Below are 18,775 nucleotides of genomic sequence, written 5' to 3'. Positions count from 1 at the left end.
TGGCAAGGCGCCGTGCTGCTCGCAGACTTTGATCGCCGGATGCCGGTCGCCGAGACCGTCGCGCAGATCGTGAGGGCTTGGTGTGCGCAATCGGCCGGGCGACGTGATCGGGCACTTCTCCGCCGCCAGCCAGCTATCGTAGGAAAACCTGCGGAGAGTCAGCTACGAAAATCTGCGGCATTTACCGTGCCTGAGGTGAGTTCCGCAGAGGCTACTGGGGATAGTAGCCCCGATGCTTCTTGTGAACAAATCATGAATATGCTTTGATTCCAAGACCATGACGTACGACGTTCGCGATATTGCAAACTACATATTGGATGTCGCTGACAAGCTTCACGTCCCGCTGACTAATATTGCTATTAACAAGCTTATATATTTTCTACACGCTCATTTTGTGGTCGAATCAAATAAACCTCTTATTACAGCAAAGATCGAAGCTTGGGAGCATGGTCCCGTCTTTCGCGAAATATATCGTGAATTCAGAATTCATAAAGACAAGCCAATATCAACGCGCGCGCGCAAGATTGATTTAAATACCGGATTGGGAACTATTGACGCGCCCGATATCGCACTATCGGACCGTAATCTTATCGACCAGATACTGCCCAGGTATATTCGACTATCGGCCGCCGCCCTTGTGGCTCTTTCACATGAGAAAGATGGTCCGTGGGACAGAACCTGGAATTATGATACGCTGTCTAATCCTACTATGCGCATTAGTGACGATTCGATTCGCAGTTGGTTCAATAGCGCCGCGAGACACTAATGGATTCCTCTATCAGCAAGATTCTTGCGAAGCTTGATAAACCTCCATCCGCCCCGAACTGGGTCCGCTTTATCGGGGATGATGAGCACTCGACCGCGAAAGCCATACTTCGCTGGATACGAGCGATTCCACCGTTCACCTATCAACCGGCTGCTAGAGTTTGCAAAGATAGAATAGAACTTGGAATATCACTTCGGGATGGCTTGACAGCTGTTGATCGTTCAGGAGCGCCGGCCGGCCGAGGAAGTAATTCCTCGCTTGTAAGAGCATTCTTTGAATACGATCAAGATCGTCGCTACTCGGCACGAAATCCGATGCAATCCGCACGAGAGTATTTTCGCGTCTCGCGCGACATTCTTGTGCCGGTTGAGGCGTTGTCCGTTATCGTTGAGGAGCGCCAGATTGTACCCGTGTTTCTCTGCGGCTGGTCGAAACTCCCGCTCACGACTCGGCAGCGCAGATTGTTAGTTACGATCTACGAGGACGCGTACTTTTCGCTCACTGACTTTCAAAACAGCCCAGGAGAGATGCTTTTCTTTCCTAAATCGAAAGAGGGAGAGCGGGATTCTGAGTTGTGGATGAGGGGGGACTATCAGCTTTTGACGGATAGTGAACTCCGGGAGGATGTCGAGAAGTTCATCTTGGCCAGAGACCTAGTGCGCAAGCTTCTTGTCGAACGGCATAGGGATTCTGTCACCCGTCCAGACGAAACGGACGGAACGAAAGACGAGGGACGCCAGCCCGATCTTTTTCGAAAAGAATAAAGCGAACTAACGCTTACTCCGCCGCGAGCGAGCCCTTGAGCGGCAGCTTGGCCAGGGCCTCGGCCGAAGCCGGCGGCTCGTCGAATTCAAGCGCTTCGATGCGACCGCCGCGCTTGGCGATCTTGTCGGCTGAGGTCAGGATCTGGCCGAGGTCGTCATGGGCCTGGCCGAAATGGCGCTGCAGGTTCAAGACCCGGTCGGACAGGCGCGAGACGTCGTCGAGCAGGAGGCTGACCTCCTTCTGGATGACGCGGGCCTCGTCGCGCATGCGCTCGTCCTTCAGCAGGCCCTGCACCACCTGCACGGCCAGCATCAGCAGCGACGGCGAGACCACCATGACGCGGGCCCGGAAGGCCTTCTGCATGACGTCGTCGAAATGTTCGTGCAGGTCGGCATAGATGCCTTCGGAGGGCACGAACATCAGCGCCACCTCCTGGGTCTCGCCCGGGATCAGGTATTTCTCGGAAATGTCCTTCACATGCACCGCGAGGTCCTGGCGCAGGCGCTGGGCCGCCATACGGCGCAATTCCTCGGCCTTGGCTTCGCGCCAGAGCGTGATCGATTCGAGCGGGAACTTGGCGTCGACGACCAGGCCGCGCGGATCGCCGGCGAGCCGGATCATCGCGTCGGGGCGCTTGCCTGACGTGAGCGTCGGCTGCAGCTCATAACCGTTGCGCGGCAGGCCGTCCTGGAGGATCGCCTCCATCCGGCCCTGGCCGAAGGCGCCGCGGGCCTGCTTGTTGGCCAGCACGTCCTTCAGCGACACCACCTGGCCGGCGAGGTCGGTCAGGTTCTTCTGCGCCGAATCGATCACCGCCAGGCGCTCGTTCAGCTTGCCGAGATTTTCAACCGTCGTGCGGGTCTGGCCCTCCAGCGACAGGCCGAGCCGGGTGCTCATGCCGTCGAGCCGCTCGCCGAGCGATTTCGACAGGTCGAACTGGCGGGCATGCAGGCCCTCGACCATGGCCTGCATCCGGCCGGTCATCTCGGACTGGGCGCGATTCATCTCGCCCATGCGCTCCTCGAGCTCCTGGGCGTGGATGATGGCGCGTTCGGCCTCCATCGCGCGGGTCGCCGCCTGCCGGCGCAGGGCGACGAACATGACCAGCAGCAGAACGACCGCAAGGCCGAGCAGCGCGAGCACGACTTCGCCCGCTGCGATCGGCCGGCCAGCGATGACGAGAACGATATCGGACATGGCCGCAAGCCTAGCCGATTCGGGCGGCGCTTGCGAACGAAGCGGGAACGTGGTTGACGAATTTACATATAGCGGCGCAGGTCGCGCGCCGCGACCGCCGGATCGCGCTGGACGTCGAAGGTCGAGACGAACTGGCCGTTGCGGTCCATCAGATAGACGAACACCGTATGGTCCATGGTGTAGTTGCCGCCGTCCTGCGGCACCTTGCGGGCAAAGGCGCGATAGGCGCGCATGGCCTGGGCGACCTGCTCCTCGGTGCCGGTCAGGCCGAGGATGCGCGGATGGAAGCTGCCGAGATAGGTCGACAGCAGTTCCTTGGTGTCGCGCGCCGGGTCGACGGTTACGAAGGCGACATTGACCCGCTGGGCGTCGGGACCGAGCTTGTCGAGCACCTGGGTCATTTCGAACAGCTTGGTCGGACAGACGTCAGGGCAATGGGTGAAACCGAAAAAGACCAGCGTCGGCTTGCCCGCGAAATCCTTCTCGGTCACCGGCTTGCCGGCCTGATCGGTCAGCGAGAAGGCGCCGCCGATGGCCGACGAGCCGGTCGCCACCGCGCCGCCGCGCGGCATGGTCAGCCAGACCACCACGGCGAGCGCGCTCAAGCCGGCGATGAGCAGGGCGAAGGACAGGATCAAGGCGGCGGAGCGGGGGCGCTGCCCGGCTGGCGGGGTCGTTTGGGTCATGTCGATCTCAGAAACACCAGGCAAGGCCGGCGGCGAGCGTGTCGAGAAACACTTTCGACCCTTGAGTCCACCACAACAGGCCGGCGGTCAGCATGAGCGCGGCCACGCCGCCGCCCAGCGCCCAGCGCGCCAGGCGCGGTGTCCGATCGGTGGCGTTGTCAGCGGTGTCGAAGCTCATGCGTCTTATTTAGGCGAGCCGGAGCCACAACGCAAAACACGGGGTCGAGATTTTCCGGCTCTTTTCGTCACGGCAGGGAGTACTTAATTGCTTGCCATGCGTCCTGAAGACCTGCTCCAGCCGACGCCGCAGGGCCTCTATTGTCCGCCCGCCGGCGTGCATATCGATCCGCTGAGGCCGGTCAGGCGCGCCTTGATCACCCATGGCCATTCCGACCATGCCCGCGCCGGCCATGACGCGGTGATGGCGACCGAAGCGACGCTGAAGGTCATGGCGATCCGTTATGGCGAGGATTTCGCCGGCGCCACCCAGGCGGCAACATGGCACGATCCGGTGACCATCAACGGGGTCAGGTTCAGCTTCCATCCGGCCGGCCATATCCACGGCTCGGCCCAGATCGCGGTCGAGCACGGCGGACTGAAGATCGTCGTGTCGGGCGACTACAAACGGGCGGCCGATCCGACCGCCGAAGGCTTCGAGGTGGTGCCCTGCGATGTCTTCATCACGGAAGCGACCTTCGGCCTGCCGGTGTTCCGCCATCCCGACGCGAGCGACGAAGTCGCCAGGCTTCTCGCTTCCGTCGCGCTGTTCCCGGAGCGCGCCCACATGGTCGGCGCCTATTCGCTCGGCAAGGCACAGCGCGTCATGGCGCTGGTCCGGCAAGCCGGCCATGACCGGCCGATCTACCTGCATGGCGCCATGGAAAAGCTGACCCGCTTCTATGAAAGCGAGGGTTTCGATTTCGGTGACGTCAGGCTCGCCAGGGATGCCGAAAAAGGAGAGCTCGGCGGCGCCATCATCATCTGCCCGCCGGGATCGATGAAGGACCTGTGGGCCCGGCGTTTTCCCGATCCGGTGACGGCCTTCGCCTCGGGCTGGATGCGGGTGCGCGCCAGGGCCAAGCAGGGCGGGGTGGAACTGCCGCTGGTCATCTCCGATCATGCCGACTGGGACGAGCTCGGGCGGACCGTTCTCGATACCGGCGCCGGCGAGGTCTGGGTCACCCATGGCCAGGAGGACGCGCTGGTCCATTGGTGCGGCACGCGGGGCCTCAAGGCGAAGCCGCTCAGGCTGGTCGGTTATGGCGACGAGGGCGAAGCCGAGGCACCGGCCGCGGAGACCGCCGGATGAACCGCTTCGCCGCCCTGCTCGATCGCCTCGCCTATGAACCCCGGCGCAATGCCAAGCTCCGGCTGATCACCGACTATCTCCGTTCGACGCCCGATCCCGAGCGCGGCTTCGCGCTGGCCGCGATGACCGGCGCGCTGAGCTTCCAGCACGCCAAGGCCGGGTTGATCCGGACGCTGATCACCGAGCGGGTCGACCCGGTTCTGTTCGAGCTGTCCTACGACTATGTCGGCGACCTCTCGGAAACCGTGGCGCTGATCTGGCCGCGACCAGCGGAGCCACGCGAGCACAACAATCCGCCCGGGCCGAGCTTGTCCGAAGTGGTCCAGGGGCTTGCCACGACGGGCAAGCTGGCGCTGCCGAAGCGCGTCGCCTCCTGGCTCGACCAGCTCGACGAGACCGGCCGGTGGGCGCTGTTGAAACTGATCACCGGGGCCATGCGCATCGGCGTCTCGGCGCGGCTCGCCAAGACGGCGGTCGCCGATCTCGGCGCCAAGGACCCGGACGAGATCGAACTGGTCTGGCCCGGCCTGACGCCGCCCTATGAGGAGCTGTTCGCCTGGGTCGAAGGCCGGGCCGCAAAACCCGAGGCGCGTGATCCCGCGCCGTTCCGCCCGCCCATGCTCGCCCATGCACTGGAAGACCAGGATTTCGACAGGTTGCAGCCGGCCGATTTCGCCGCCGAATGGAAATGGGACGGCATCCGTGTCCAGGCGGCGGCCGGCACCCGCACCGACGGCCGGCGCGTCGCCAGGCTCTATTCACGCACCGGCGAAGACATATCCGGCGGCTTTCCGGATCTGATCGAGGCGATGGATTTCGACGGCGTGCTCGACGGCGAACTGCTGATCCTGCGCGACAACCGGGTGCAGAGTTTCAACGTGCTGCAGCAGCGGCTCAACCGCAAACAGGTCTCGGCCGCCATGCTGGCCGATTTCCCGGCCCATATCCGCGTCTATGACCTGTTGTTCGACGGTGCGGAGGACCTGCGGCCGCTGCCCTTCGACATCAGGCGAGCCCGCCTCGAGGCCTTTGTCGCGCGCCATCGCCACGCCCGGCTGGACCTGTCGCCCTTCGTGGGTTTCGACACCTGGGAGGGGCTGGCGGCGGCACGGATCGACCCGGCCTCGGTCGGCGGCGATGCCGAGGCCATCGAGGGCCTGATGCTGAAGCGCCATGACGCGGCCTATCTGCCGGGCCGGCCGAAAGGGCTCTGGTACAAGTGGAAACGCGACCCGATGGTGGTCGACTGCGTGCTGATGTATGCCCAGCGCGGCCATGGCAAGCGCTCGAGCTTCTATTCCGACTTCACCTTCGGGGTCTGGCGCAGCGGCGCGGCGGGCGACGAACTGGTGCCGGTCGGCAAGGCCTATTTCGGCTTCACCGACGAGGAGCTGAAAGAGCTCGACCGCTTCGTCCGCAACCATACGATCAACCGTTTCGGGCCGGTGCGCGAGGTCACCCATACGGCCCAAGAGGGCCTGGTGCTGGAGATCGCCTTCGAAGGCCTGCAACGCTCGACCCGGCACAAGTCCGGCATCGCCATGCGGTTTCCGCGCATCGCCCGCATCCGCTGGGACAAGCCGCCCGCCGAAGCCGACCGGATCGAGGCGCTGGAGGCCAAGCTGAAGGGCTGACGACGAAGCCGTTGGCTGCCATGCGCCCGGGGCTTTGCATCGGGGCTCTGGCCATGCGACAGCGTGGTCATTCCATGATGACGCGCGGCGACCTTCTCCGGCTGATCAAGACCTTCATGCTGCCCTGCCTGATCGGGGCCGCCGGAGGGTTCGCCTTCGATCGGCTCGGCCTGCCGGCCGCCTGGATGTCGGGATCGCTGGTGGCGGTGTCGATCGCCGCCTTTGCCGGCCTCAACGTGCGCGTGCCCGAGCCGGTGAGCCCGGCCATCTTCCTGCTGCTCGGCACCGTGATGGGCCAGGCGGTGACGCCCGAGACGCTCAGGCTGGCGCTGTCCTGGCCGATTTCCATGGGCGGGCTCGTGGTGCTGGTGCCGGCGATCATCGGCGCCATCGTGGTCTATCTCACCCGCGTCGAGGGTTTCGACCGGTCGACGGCGTTTTACGCCTCGATCCCCGGCGCGATGAACTATGTGATGGCGCTGACCATCGGGTCGAAGGCCGATGCCCGCTCGGTGGTGGTGGTGCAGAGCTTCCGGCTGGTGCTGCTGGTCGCGGCGCTGCCGAGCTTCCTGGCGCTGGCCGGGCTCGGCGCCGCCGCGCCCAAGGCGGCCGTCGCGACGGGCAGTGCGGCCTGGTTCGATTATCCACTGATGGCGCTGCTCGCCGTCTCCTGCGGGCTCGGCATGGAACGGCTCGGCGTGCCGGGCGGCGCAACGGTTGGCGCCATGCTCGCCAGCGCCGTCCTGCACGGCACGGGCCTGGTTACCGCCGCCGTGCCGCAGCCGCTGGTGCTGGCCGGCTTCATCGTCATGGGCGTGCTGATCGCGGCGCGTTTCGCCGGCACCTCGCTGGTTGAACTCCGCCAGATGCTCAGGCCTTCGATCGGCGCCTTCCTGGTCGGCACCGGCGTCACCGTGGGTGTCGCGGCCGTCGTTGCCGGCCTTGCCGGCCTGCCGGTCGGCAAGGTCATCCTCGCCTATGCGCCCGGCGGCATCGAGGCCATGGCGATCCTCGCCTTCGTGCTCGACATGGATCCGGCCTTTGTCGGCGCCCATCACATCGTCCGCTTCGTCGGCATCGCCGTGCTGCTGCCGCTGGCCGCCCGCCTGGTGCTCGGCGCCGCCGACCGCACGTAAGGCGGGGGTGAGCCGAGCGACACGGATTGCGCGGCCCCCGGCGGTTCCGCTACCAAGGATGGTCGCCGTCCGAGACCCGTCCATGATCGCCCGACTTGCCATTGCCTTGCTCGCCGTCCTTGCACCGGCCGCGGCGGAAGCCGCCTGCACCGTCGCGTCGGTCGCCGCCGCAACGCCCGGCGGATCGCTGCCGCAGACCGCCGCCCGGCTGCGCGCGCACCAGCCGCTGAAGATCCTGGCCATCGGCTCGTCGAGCACGGCCGGCTTCGGCGGCGGCGGCGCGGGCTTTGCCAACCAGCTCGGGCCGCTGATCAAGTCGCGCGCGCCGCAATCGGCCATCGAGGTGGTGATATCAGGCGTGCCGGCGGAAACCGCGTCGGGCGCGGCGGGCCGGCTGCAGGCCGAGATCGCCGCCCACCGGCCGCATCTGGTGGTCTGGCAGCTCGGCACCAACGACGCCAATTTCGGCGTCTCGCCGGAGAGCTTCCGGGCGACCGTCGCCAGCGGCCTTGCCGCCATCCGCGGCGCCGGCGCCGATGCCGTGCTGGTCGACCCGCAATTCTCCCGCTGGGCCGAAGGCAGCGGCGCGACCGCGATCAAGGCCCGGATCATCGCCGAGGAGGGCGCTCGCCGCGGCGTGCCGGTGGCGCGGCGTTTTGCCGCCATGCAACGGCTGGCGGCGACCAATCGCCCGGCCTTCGACGGGTTGATCTCATGGGACGGACTGCATCTGTCGCCGGCCGGTCACGCCTGCATGGCCGAACAGATCGCCGGCACCATCCTGCGCACGGCGCGGCGCTGAGCGGCCGGACGGAGCGGGCCGGCGCCGATATCTGCCCGGTCGGCCGTCTTGCCTTTACAACCCGCGGCCATCACATTGAGCCGGCCGGCGGCGGGCCGGTTCTGGCGAACGAGCGTTGAGATGAGCACCCCTGCGCCCACGACCACCAAAACCGTTATCCCCTCCCCGATGCAATATCTCGACCGCGCCACCGGCGTGTTGCGCGACCTCGGATTGATGCCCTCGAAGATCGAGGAACAGCCGATCATCGCGCTGTTGCAGAAGATCTCCGACCTCGACCAGGAGCGCGTCACCGTGATCGCGCGGACGTTGAACCAGGTCGGCGTGTTCAACGAGGTCGTGCGCAACCAGGTTGCCGGCATGGAGGTCGGCGAACGCTACGAGCTGATCACCTCGAGCTTCAATTCGATCCGCGACGATGCCAAGCGCATGGTCGAGCAGTTGTCGGACGGCAAGATCTCCACCTTCGAGCGGCTGGAGAACATCTGGACCAAGGTCCGCCGCGGCGACATCGCCACCCGCTTCGACGGCATCCGCACGGTCTATCTGGACGTGGCGCGCGCCACCAAGGACCAGATCAACCGCGAGGTGACCATCCTGGATGCCTATCGCGATTTCCGCGGCGCCCTGAAACAGTCGGAAGTGCAGGCGCTCGAAGTGCTGGAAAAGGCCGATGCCAAGCTGAAGGCCAAGCAGGACGAGCTGAAGGCCGCCTCCGAAGCGGTCGCCGCCTATACCGGCACGATCCCCGCCGAACGGGCCAATCTCGAACTGGTCCGCGACACCAAGCTGCGCGAGATGCAGGACGAGGAAAAGCGCTACCAGATCGCCAAGGACCTCTCCGACAACCTGACCATCGGCTACAACACCTCCGAGGTCATCATGGCGCGCCTGATGCAGACCACCTCGGCCAAGGAGCGGGTCTATTCGCAGGCGATCTCGTTCTTCTCGACCAATGACGCGGTGCTGACCGCGCTGAAGGCCTCGTTCACCGGCCTGCAGGGCCTGCACGAATCGACCCGCACCCTGAACGAGATGAAGGAAGGCGTGTCGAAATCGCTCGAGACGCTGTCCGAGATCGGCGACAAGGTGCAGGAAGAAGCCTTGCGCGCCGGCTATGGACCGACGATCCGCGCCGACGCGGTGAAGAAGCTGGTCGAGTCGGTGGTGTCGTTCCAGGAAAAGTCGGGCGAGATCATCCTGGAGATGCGCAAACTGTCGACACAGAACAGCCAGGAGATCCGCGACGCGGTCGAGGACGGCAAGCGCCGGCTCGCCGCCCTCGCCGAAAAGGGCGCGGCGCTCGGGATGTGAGACCCTGACGGGAGCATCATTCCATGACCGATACCGCCGTCGCCGCCGCGCCCGTAGCCGCGGCCCAGCCGCCCGCCCAGCTCGACGACGTCATGCTCGCCATGGACGTCGTCGACACCCTGCGCCATCGCGCCAAGCTGACCGAACGCGAGCTCGCCGAAGGCGACCGCGAGGAAGACCTGATCGAGCGGCTGCGCGAGATCTACCGGAACCAGGGCATCACGGTCTCCGACGAGATCCTGAAGCAGGGCGTCAAGGCGCTGCGCGAGGAGCGCTTCGTCTACAAGCCGCCGGCCTCGACGCTGCGGGTCAAGCTCGCCAGGCTCTATGTCCGGCGCGGTGTCTGGGGCAAATGGGCGCTCGGCGCGCTGGCGGCGCTGGGCATCGGCACGGGCACCCTGGTCTATCAGGACCAGGCGGCGCGCACCGAGCTGTCGACCACCATTCCCGCCTCGCTGACCCAGATCGCCGGCGACATCAACCGCGACGCCACCGTCGACGCGATCAAGGCACGGGTGGCGGCGCTGGTCGCCGACGGCCAGTCGGCGGCGCGTGACGGCAAGGCCGAGCTCGCCCGCAAGACGGTGGCGGAACTCGCCCAGCTGCGTGACGAGGTGCGTTCCGAATATGACGTGCGGGTGGTCTCGCGGCCGGGCGAACTGACCGGCATCATCCGGGCGCCGAACCGCAACCGCGCCGCCAACAATTATTACCTGGTGGTCGAGGCGATCGGCCGCGACGGCCGACCGCTGTCGCGCAGCGTCACGTCGGAAGAGGACGGCGCCGCCTCGGTGGTCAGCAAATGGGCGGTGCGGGTGCCCGAGAGCGTCTTCGACGAGATCCGCCGCGACAAGGCCGATGACGGGATCATCCAGAACGCGACGCTCGGTCGCAAGGCGCGCGGCCAATTGGAACCCACCTGGCGCGTCGCGCTGCCGGGCGGCGCCATCACGCGCTGGTAGGAGCATGACACCATGATCCCCGGACATTCGGCGCTTGGCGGCATCGAGGATGCGCTCGGCCAATTGAGAACGGCCGAGGCCGATGCCAATCGCCGCCTGGATGACGCCATGCGCCAGATGGCCGAGGCCAAGGCCGACGAGGCCGAGGGTTATCGCGACCTCGCGGTGTTCCGGCTGAAGAGCTCGGACGGCCTCGGCGGCCAGCTGGCGCAACTGGCGACCCGGGTGCGCGCCGTGCTGGCCCTGCGCGCCAACGACCGGACGACGCTCGGCAAGCGGCTGGCGGCGAGCGAAGCCGACATTGCCCGCATCGCCGCTGAACGGCAGTCGTTTGCCACCGAACTTGCGGACGCCGAAGAAAAGCGCCGGGCGGTGGAGAACGAAGCCCAGGTCGGGCTTGCCGCCAAAAGCGACTATGCCGCGGTCAGGGCCGAGGCCGAGCAGGCGGTCGGCGTGGCGCAGGCCTCGGAAAAGAAGGCCAAGCTCGCCGAGGACGAATTGGAGGCCAAGCGCAAGCCTTACGAGGACGACGCGCTGTTCACTTATCTGTGGAGCCGCGGCTATGGCACTCAGGACTATCAGGCCGGCAATATCGCGCGCCTGATCGACGGCTGGGTCGCGCGGCTGATCCGCTATCACGACGCCCGGCCGAACTATGCCATGCTGACCGAGATCTCGCAGCGGCTGCGCGAACACGCCAATCGCAGCGCGGCGCTGGCGGTCGACGCGGTCGAACGGGTCAAGGCGATGGAAAAGGGCGCCTTCGTCGCCAGCGGCGGCGACCAGGCAACCGCCGAGATCGATGAGCATCGGCGCCGCCTCGATGCTTTGGACGCGACCCGCGCCGCCGCCGAGAAGGACCATGCGGCGATCGAGGCCGAGATCGACGCGTTCGGCCGGGGCGAGGATCCGCGCTACAAGGAGGCCGTGGCCCTGCTCGCCGACGCGCTGCGCGGCGCCGACCTGAACCGGCTCTACCAGGAAGCGGTGGCGACGCCCTCGCCGGAGGACGAAAAGATCGTCAAGGGCGTCGGCGCGGCGCGCGACCAGCAGGACCGGCTCGGCGATGCGGTGAAGCGGGTGCGCGGCGAGCTCGCCGAGGTGTCGCGGCGGCGCTCGGAAATCTCCCAGGTCGCCAGCGGCTTCCGCAACCGCCGTTATGACGCCGACGGCTCCTATTTCGACAATGACGTGATCGGCCACCTGCTGCGCGGCCTGGTGAACGGCGCGCTGACCGGCGCCGACTATTGGTCGCGCATGGAGCAGGGGCGGCGCTGGAACCAGCCCCGGTCCGGTTATCCGAGCGGCGACGGTGGCTCGAGCTGGGGCGGCGGTGCCTGGGGCGGCGGCGGCTCCTGGGGTGGCGGCGGTTCCTGGGGCGGCGGAGGCGGCGGCGGCGGTGGTTCCTGGGGCGGCGGCGGATCGTCGGGTGGCAGCTCGGGCGGCGACGACGGGTTCAGCACCAAGGGCGGTTTCTGACCGGCTCACTTGGGATTGAAGTATTGCATCAAGGATAGGCCTGTCCTCAATGCAGTGCTTCGATCTGATCAGGCGTCAAAGCCTCAGCCGGATCAGGAAGGCGGTCAGGTCGTCGGTGACGAAGTCGACATGGTCGTCGTCGCGGCCTTCGAATTCCCAGGTCTCGCGGAACAGTTCGCGGGTGTTTTCCGGCACCACCAGCACGGTTTTCATGCCCAGCGCATGGGGCGCTTCGAGGTTGCGCGCGAGATCTTCGAACATGGCGGCCTGTTTCGGATCGACGCCATGGTCGGCCAGGAACTTCTCATAGGTCGCATGATGCGGCTTCGGCAGCAGGCCGGCATCGACAATGTCGAACACGCCGTCGAACTGGTTCTCGAAGCCGAGCCGGCGGGTCACCGCCGCGACATGCGAGCGGGTGCCCGAGGTGAAGACGAATTTCCGTCCGGGGAGTGCGGCGATCGCCGCGCCGAGCTCGGGATTGGCCTGCAGCGGCGAATGGTCGATGTCGTGGACATAGGCCAGGAAATCGTCGGGGCTCATGCCGTGTTCGATCATCAGGCCGCGCAGCGAGGTGCCGTAGCGCCGGTAATAGTCCTTCTGCAGCGTGAAGGCCTCGTCGGGCGTGATCTTGAGGAAGCTCGAGACATAGGCCTTGATCCGGCCGTCGATCTCCGACCAGAGCGACAGGTGGGGCGGATAGAGCGTGTTGTCGAGGTCGAAGATCCAGGCCTGGACATTGGCGAAGGCGGCGGGCAGCGGCAGATTCTGAGGCATCACGGCTCCCGGAAACGAACTGAGGCGCGACGGCGGCCGTCGAAGCTGACCTCCAGAAAGGCGACCGATGTCGCGCCATGGGCGGCGCAGTCACCGGCGCCTGCGATCTCGAACTCGGCCGGACGAATGCAGGCCGCAACCTCACCACCATAGGTCAGCGGCTTGCCCGCCGAAAGCACCGGCCGGCCTTCGGCGTCCACCGCCTCGGCAAAAGAATAGACCCTGACCGCCGCGGCATCGATCGGCGGCTTCAGGCAGGCGCCCGGCTCGATGCGATACCAGCCGCGGGTGACGACGCGGCCGCCTTCTTCGACGCCGAGCGCCGCCATGATCCGATTGCCGCTATCGTTGCACCAGGCGAAACCCGGACCTTCGCCGGCGCGCAGCGCCGCGATCAGCGTGTCGAAAATGTCGGGCGCGGCACCGCTGTCGGCTGGCAGATTGCGGTCGGCGACGAAGGCCCTGAGCGCGGCGTCGGTGCGCGGGCCGTCGAGCCCGTCGATCGGGCCGGGATCATAGCCCATCCGGGTCAACAGGCGCTGGATGCCGGCGCGGCGCGCCTGCGGCAGGTCGTAATCGGCGGCCTCCGACAGGAACAGGACGGCAATGCCGTCGATCACGGTTGGGCGCATTTCCGCGAAGGGCACCAGCCGCGTGCCGGGGCGCTGGCAGGCCAGCGCCGCAGCGACCAGAAAATCACCTTCGCCGACGCAGAGCCGGACATTGTCCGGCTGGCCGAGCCCGGTGCCCGGCGGCTCGGTGAGCCCGCGGGTGTTGAGGAACAGGCGGCCGGGGGCTTCGGCCGTCTGCAGGATGACCCGGCACTGGCCGGGATCCAGCCTGAACCAGCCGCGGGTGGCGGCGGTGTCATCGGCGAGCACGCCGATGGCCGCCTCGGTGACCAGGCTGGTGCGGTTGCACAGCCGCGTTTCGGCGGCGGCCGGCGCCGCGCCCAGCGCCAGGGCCGCGGCAAGCGCCAAGCCACTCGGCGCCAAGCCACCCGGCACCAGGCCGGCAAGCGGGCGGATGGCGCGGCCGGCCGGCTCAGGCGTGGATGAGGGTGCCCGCGCCACCATGGGTGAGAAGCTCCACCAGAACCGCATGCGGGGTCTTGCCATCCAGGATCACCACGCCCTCGACGCCGCGCTCGATGGCATAGATGCAGGTCTCGATCTTCGGGATCATGCCGCCGGTGGCGGTGCCATCGGCGATCAGCCGCCGGCAATCATCGACCGACAATTCCTTGATCAGGTTCTTGTTCTTGTCGAGCACGCCGGGCACATCGGTCAAAAGCAGCAGCCGCTTGGCGCCGAGCGCGCCGGCAATGGCGCCGGCAAAGGTGTCGGCATTGACGTTGTAGGTGTCGCCCTCCTTCGAGGTCGCGACCGGCGCCAGCACCGGGATCAGCTCCTTGCCGAGCACGGTGTCGAGCACCTTGGTGTCGACCTTGTCGGGCTCGCCGACAAAACCGAGATCGATCGCCTGCTCGATATTGGAATCGGGATCGCGGGCGGTGCGGCTGACCTTCACCGCCTTGACCATGTCGCCATCCTTGCCGCAGAGCCCGATGGCCTTGCCGCCGGCGGCATTGATGAAACCGACGATCTGCTTGTTGATCGAGCCGGCGAGGATCATCTCGACGATTTCCACCGTCGGCTTGTCGGTGACGCGCAGGCCGTCGACGAACTGGCTCTTGATGCCGAGCTTGGCCAGCATCTGGCCGATCTGCGGGCCGCCGCCGTGAACCACCACCGGATTGATGCCGGACTGTTCGAGCATGACGATGTCGCGGGCAAAGGAGCGCGCGCCTTCTTCGTCGCCCATGGCGTGGCCGCCATATTTCACCACGATGATCTCGTCGTCATATTTCTGCATATAGGGCAGCGCCTCGTTGAGGACGCGGCCGATGTCATGGGCATCAACGGACATGGCGGACTCCGGCGATCGCCGCGATAGCGGCAAGTTCCTGGGGCGACAAGACGCGGGCGTCTTAGCCGATTTGGAGCCTCAGGTGAAAGGGAAGATCGGGGCAATTGCGCAATTGCCTGCCGCGCAGGACGGCCGCCCCGCCCTTCGCCACGGCGGCGCGGCTTGACTTCGGCCGTCAAGACGTCACATTCGGCACCGCTCCAAGGGGAGCCCCGTGAGGGGGCTGAGAGGCCACGACGCCAGAAACCATCCTGGCACCGTGGCGACCCTTGAACCTGATCCGGGTCATGCCGGCGGAGGGATGGGACGCATGCCGACTTCGCTCTTTGCGCGTCAAACGCCCGTGCTCGCAGTGGTTGCTGCGCGCACGCCGTTTGTGTTGGCCGGGCCGACCAGCCGGAAACCGCATGCCGCCGGCGCCTCGATGGCTCTCGTCAGCCGACCCCGCCAACACCCGCACCCTCAAGGGAGCACGCGTCATGAATGCACCTGTCAAAGACATCAAGGCCGCCGTGACCACCGGGCCGATGCCCGCCTCACGCAAGATCTTCGCGATCCCCGATTCCGCCCCTGATATCCGGGTTCCTCTGCGCGAGATCGCGCTGACCGAAGGCTCCGGCGAAGCGCCGCTGGCGGTTTATGACACGTCCGGTCCCTATACCGACCCGGATGTCGTCATCGACGTCGAAAAGGGCCTGTCGCGGGCCCGCGAGACCTGGGTGACCGAGCGCGGCGGCGTCGAGCGTTATGTCGGCCGCGAGATCAAGCCGGAAGACAACGGCCATGCCGGCAAACATCTGGCGCGCGCCTTTCCGGTGGTCAACCAGCCGCTGCGCGGCCTGCCCGGCCAGCTGATCACCCAATATGAATTCGCCCGCGCCGGGATCATCACCAAGGAGATGATCTATGTCGCCGAGCGTGAAAATCTCGGCCGCAAGCAGGCGCTGGCCGATGCCGCGGCGACGATTGCCGACGGCGAGAGCTTCGGTGCCGAGATCCCGGCCTTCATCACGCCGGAATTCGTCCGCTCGGAGATCGCCCGCGGCCGCGCCATCATCCCCTGCAACATCAACCACCCCGAATTGGAGCCGATGATCATCGGCCGCAACTTCCTGGTGAAGATCAACGCCAATATCGGCAATTCCGCCGTGTCCTCGTCGATCGAGGAAGAGGTCGACAAGCTGGTCTGGTCGATCCGCTGGGGCGCCGACACGGTGATGGACCTCTCCACCGGACGCAACATCCACAACACGCGCGAATGGATCATCCGCAATTCGCCGGTGCCGATCGGCACGGTGCCGATCTACCAGGCGCTGGAAAAGGTCGACGGCGACCCGGTCAAGCTGACCTGGGAGGTCTATCGCGACACGCTGATCGAGCAGTGCGAGCAGGGCGTCGACTATTTCACCATTCATGCCGGCGTCCGGTTGGCCTATGTGCCGCTGACCGCGAAAAGGGTCACCGGCATCGTCTCGCGCGGCGGCTCGATCATGGCCAAGTGGTGCCTGGCGCATCACAAGGAAAGCTTCCTCTACACGCATTTCGACGAGATCTGCGACATCATGCGGGCCTATGACGTGTCGTTCTCGCTCGGCGACGGCCTGCGTCCGGGCTCGATCGCCGATGCCAATGACGCGGCCCAGTTCGCCGAACTGGAAACGCTCGGCGAATTGACCCAGATCGCCTGGAACAAGGGCTGCCAGGTGATGATCGAGGGGCCCGGCCACGTGCCGATCCACAAGATCAAGGTCAATATGGAAAAGCAGCTGAAGGCCTGCGGCGAGGCGCCGTTCTATACGCTCGGGCCGCTGACGACCGACATCGCGCCGGGTTATGACCATATCACCTCAGGCATCGGGGCGGCGATGATCGGCTGGTTCGGCTGCGCCATGCTCTGCTACGTCACGCCGAAGGAACATCTCGGCCTGCCCAACCGCGACGACGTGAAGGTCGGCGTGATCACCTACAAGATCGCGGCCCATGCCGCCGATCTCGGCAAGGGCCACCCGGCGGCGCAGCTGCGCGACGACGCCCTGTCGCGCGCCCGCTTCGACTTCCGCTGGGAGGACCAGTTCAATCTCGGTCTCGACCCCGACACGGCCCGCTCGTTCCACGACGAGACCCTGCCGAAGGAAGCGCATAAGGTGGCGCATTTCTGCTCGATGTGCGGGCCGAAATTCTGCTCGATGAAGATCACCCAGGACGTCCGCGACTATGCCGCGACCCTCAACGACCAACAGGTCGGCATGGCGCAGATGAGCGAGAAGTTCCTGGAGATGGGGGCTGAGGTCTATGTCGAGGCCGATGCCGTGAAAGCCAGCAACCGGGCGCTCTGACGAACGAGGCCCGGATGGAGCAGGTGCTTCATCCGGGCCGCTTCAGGCTTCAACGATCACAAGCCCCAATGATCACGAGCCCCAATGATCACAAGCCTCAGTGATCAAACGGGTCAGGCGGCCCTTTTGGGCGCTTCGACCGGCGGCGTGCCATCCTTCATCGCGCCAGTGATCATGGTGCGCAGTTCCGGCGTATCCTCATATTTGTGCACGGCGACGGCGTGCTGGATCACGACTTCCAGCAATTCCTCTTCGGTATCGGCGCTCAAGGCGACCGTGCAATTCATCTCGCTGGGCATTTCACGGCAATCAATGAACTTCCGTGACATGGGGTCCTCCCGATCCGGGCGAGGCAACGGGCGCGAGGGCCGTCGGGGCCGAGGCGCCCGGTGTCACAATGCGGCAAGCTTAGAACCGGCATCCCGGCTTGCAAAGCCAGTAGCAGAACGGAGTTACAATATTACCTCCGCTCTATCTTCAACCCTGCGCGGCTTCCGCCTGGGGGAACCGATGAAGATGCCGTGCTGGCGGCGATCTTCTCAGGCTTCGGTCAGGGCGCCTGACGCCAGCGCATGGCCGGCGGCGCCGGCAGGGCTGCCGCGACGACACGATCCGTGCTGACATGGCGCATGTTCCCTGTTCCGACCCGGTGACCGTCATGCCGCAGTTGAACCGCCAAGTCCTGCTCAAGGCCCGTCCGGCCGACATTCCCGGGCCCGAACATTTCGACATCGTCGAAACCGCCGTGCCCGAGCTGCGCGACGGCGAAATCCTGGTGCGCAATCAGTTCCTGTCGGTCGAGCCGGCGATGCGCGGCTGGGTCAGTGCGGTGGCCAATTATTCGGTGCCGGTCGGCATTGGCGAGGTCATGCGCGCCTTCGCCGCCGGCGAAGTGGTCGCCTCGCGCCACCAAGGCTTTGCCGAAGGCGACAAGGTGACCGGCCTGTTCGGCTGGCAGGATCTCGCCGTCGTCGGCGCGGCGGCGGTAACGCGCAAGGTCACGGAAACCGACCTGCCCTTGTCGCTGGCGCTCGGCGTGCTCGGGCTGAACGGCGTCACCGCCTATTTCGGCCTGATCGAGGTCGGCCAGCCGAAGCCCGGCGACACGGTGGTGGTCTCGACCGCCGCCGGCTCGGTCGGCTCGGCGGTCGGCCAGATCGCCAGGCTTTCCGGCTGCCGCACGGTCGGCATCGCGGGCGGCGGCGCCAAGACGGCCCAGTGCCGCGACGATTTCGGTTTCGACGCGGCGATCGACTACAAGGCGACCAACGATCTCGATGCCGCCATCGCCGCGGCCTGCCCCGATGGCGTCGACGTCTATTTCGACAACACCGCGGGCCGGATCAGCGATGCCGTGATGAAACATCTGGCGGTGCGCGCGCGGGTGGTGATTTGCGGCACGGCCTCGGTATCGAGCTGGGAGACCTGGCCGTCGGGGCCGCGTGTCGAGCGCCACCTGCTGGTCAAGCGCGCCCGCGTGCAAGGCTTCCTGGTGTTCGACTACCAGGCTAGATATGCCGAGGCGATCGCCCGCCTCGCCGGCTGGGTGCGCGACGGGCGGCTCGCCTATGCCGAGGACATTCTCGACGGCATCGATCAGGCGCCGGGCGCCATAAAAGGGCTCTATCAGGGCGACAACCGCGGCAAGCGGCTGATCAGGCTGCACCCCTGATCAGACCCCGG

Annotated in this window: 18 protein-coding genes and 1 riboswitch; of the genes, 11 read left to right on the top strand and 7 right to left on the bottom strand. The window is 66.1% G+C overall.

From position 1 onward, the window contains the following. Positions 1-277: 277 nt before the first annotated feature. Positions 278-766 (top strand): Panacea domain-containing protein, encoded by a 489-nt coding sequence (locus tag E8M01_RS13865; RefSeq protein WP_136960648.1) that lies wholly within the window; start codon positions 278-280, stop codon positions 764-766. Continuing rightward, complete coding sequence (locus E8M01_RS13860) at positions 766-1,530, top strand: hypothetical protein (RefSeq protein WP_136960647.1); 765 nt, start codon at positions 766-768, stop codon at positions 1,528-1,530. Before E8M01_RS13865 ends, E8M01_RS13860 begins: the two co-directional genes overlap by 1 nt. A gap of 13 nt (positions 1,531-1,543) precedes the next feature. Here the strand turns inward: E8M01_RS13860 and E8M01_RS13855 are convergent, their stop codons facing one another. From E8M01_RS13855 to E8M01_RS35055, 3 genes are all read right to left on the bottom strand, one after another. Next, a complete protein-coding gene (locus tag E8M01_RS13855; RefSeq protein ID WP_136960646.1) occupies positions 1,544-2,728 on the bottom strand; it encodes a DNA recombination protein RmuC in 1,185 nt (394 codons plus the stop codon). A 62-nt stretch (positions 2,729-2,790) separates the two neighbouring features. Continuing rightward, positions 2,791-3,414, bottom strand: coding sequence for an SCO family protein (locus E8M01_RS13850; RefSeq protein ID WP_136960645.1), 624 nt, complete (start codon positions 3,412-3,414; stop codon positions 2,791-2,793). Positions 3,415-3,421: 7 nt separating this feature from the next. Continuing rightward, a complete protein-coding gene (locus E8M01_RS35055; RefSeq protein WP_170181895.1) occupies positions 3,422-3,592 on the bottom strand; it encodes a hypothetical protein in 171 nt (56 codons plus the stop codon). 96 nt (positions 3,593-3,688) lie between these two features. Between E8M01_RS35055 and E8M01_RS13845 the strand changes: the two genes are divergently transcribed. The 7 genes from E8M01_RS13845 to E8M01_RS13815 all read left to right on the top strand — a co-directional run bounded on the left by E8M01_RS13845 (position 3,689) and on the right by E8M01_RS13815 (position 12,050). Next, positions 3,689-4,723: a ligase-associated DNA damage response exonuclease gene (locus E8M01_RS13845; protein ID WP_136964628.1), complete on the top strand. Its 1,035-nt coding sequence runs from the start codon at positions 3,689-3,691 to the stop codon at positions 4,721-4,723. Further along, a complete protein-coding gene (locus E8M01_RS13840; protein ID WP_136960644.1) occupies positions 4,720-6,357 on the top strand; it encodes a cisplatin damage response ATP-dependent DNA ligase in 1,638 nt (545 codons plus the stop codon). Before E8M01_RS13845 ends, E8M01_RS13840 begins: the two co-directional genes overlap by 4 nt. 53 nt (positions 6,358-6,410) lie before the next feature. Next, entirely contained in the window at positions 6,411-7,493 is a 1,083-nt protein-coding gene (locus E8M01_RS13835; protein ID WP_170181894.1) for an AbrB family transcriptional regulator, read from the top strand. Between the two features lie 82 nt (positions 7,494-7,575). Beyond that, positions 7,576-8,295 (top strand): SGNH/GDSL hydrolase family protein, encoded by a 720-nt coding sequence (locus E8M01_RS13830; protein WP_170181893.1) that lies wholly within the window; start codon positions 7,576-7,578, stop codon positions 8,293-8,295. Between the two features lie 120 nt (positions 8,296-8,415). Next, on the top strand, positions 8,416-9,609 hold the full coding sequence (locus E8M01_RS13825; RefSeq protein WP_136960641.1) for a cell surface protein: 1,194 nt from the start codon (positions 8,416-8,418) through the stop codon (positions 9,607-9,609). 23 nt (positions 9,610-9,632) lie between these two features. After that, entirely contained in the window at positions 9,633-10,571 is a 939-nt protein-coding gene (locus tag E8M01_RS13820; protein ID WP_136960640.1) for a DUF6384 family protein, read from the top strand. Positions 10,572-10,583: 12 nt separating this feature from the next. Beyond that, complete coding sequence (locus E8M01_RS13815; RefSeq protein WP_136960639.1) at positions 10,584-12,050, top strand: coiled-coil domain-containing protein; 1,467 nt, start codon at positions 10,584-10,586, stop codon at positions 12,048-12,050. A 75-nt stretch (positions 12,051-12,125) separates the two neighbouring features. Here E8M01_RS13815 and E8M01_RS13810 read toward each other — a convergent pair whose 3' ends face one another. The 3 genes from E8M01_RS13810 to argB are packed head-to-tail and all read right to left on the bottom strand — an operon-like array spanning position 12,126 to position 14,756. Continuing rightward, on the bottom strand, positions 12,126-12,827 hold the full coding sequence (locus E8M01_RS13810; protein ID WP_136960638.1) for a pyrimidine 5'-nucleotidase: 702 nt from the start codon (positions 12,825-12,827) through the stop codon (positions 12,126-12,128). Then, on the bottom strand, positions 12,827-13,945 hold the full coding sequence (locus tag E8M01_RS13805; RefSeq protein WP_136960637.1) for a DUF1036 domain-containing protein: 1,119 nt from the start codon (positions 13,943-13,945) through the stop codon (positions 12,827-12,829). Before E8M01_RS13805 ends, E8M01_RS13810 begins: the two co-directional genes overlap by 1 nt. Further along, positions 13,872-14,756: an acetylglutamate kinase gene (gene argB / locus E8M01_RS13800; RefSeq protein ID WP_136960636.1), complete on the bottom strand. Its 885-nt coding sequence runs from the start codon at positions 14,754-14,756 to the stop codon at positions 13,872-13,874. The genes E8M01_RS13805 and argB overlap by 74 nt, the downstream gene beginning before the upstream one ends. A gap of 193 nt (positions 14,757-14,949) precedes the next feature. Continuing rightward, a riboswitch (TPP riboswitch) is annotated at positions 14,950-15,075 on the top strand. A 160-nt stretch (positions 15,076-15,235) separates the two neighbouring features. Here argB and thiC point away from each other — a divergent pair. Then, positions 15,236-17,092 (top strand): phosphomethylpyrimidine synthase ThiC, encoded by a 1,857-nt coding sequence (thiC, locus tag E8M01_RS13795; RefSeq protein WP_136960635.1) that lies wholly within the window; start codon positions 15,236-15,238, stop codon positions 17,090-17,092. Positions 17,093-17,205: 113 nt separating this feature from the next. On the opposite strand, the gene E8M01_RS13790 is transcribed toward thiC, so the two are convergent. Then, positions 17,206-17,421 carry a DUF1059 domain-containing protein gene (locus E8M01_RS13790; protein ID WP_136960634.1) on the bottom strand — a complete coding sequence of 72 codons (216 nt, stop codon included), beginning with the start codon at positions 17,419-17,421 and terminating at the stop codon, positions 17,206-17,208. Positions 17,422-17,714: 293 nt separating this feature from the next. On the opposite strand from E8M01_RS13790, the gene E8M01_RS13785 reads away from it, so the two are divergent. After that, positions 17,715-18,764: an NADP-dependent oxidoreductase gene (locus E8M01_RS13785; protein WP_215908885.1), complete on the top strand. Its 1,050-nt coding sequence runs from the start codon at positions 17,715-17,717 to the stop codon at positions 18,762-18,764. Positions 18,765-18,775: the final 11 nt, after the last annotated feature.

The organism is Phreatobacter stygius, assembly GCF_005144885.1.
GTDB lineage: Bacteria > Pseudomonadota > Alphaproteobacteria > Rhizobiales > Phreatobacteraceae > Phreatobacter > Phreatobacter stygius.
The sequence above is the reverse complement of the archived record's forward strand: the minus strand, read 5'-3'. Positions and strand labels throughout refer to the sequence as shown.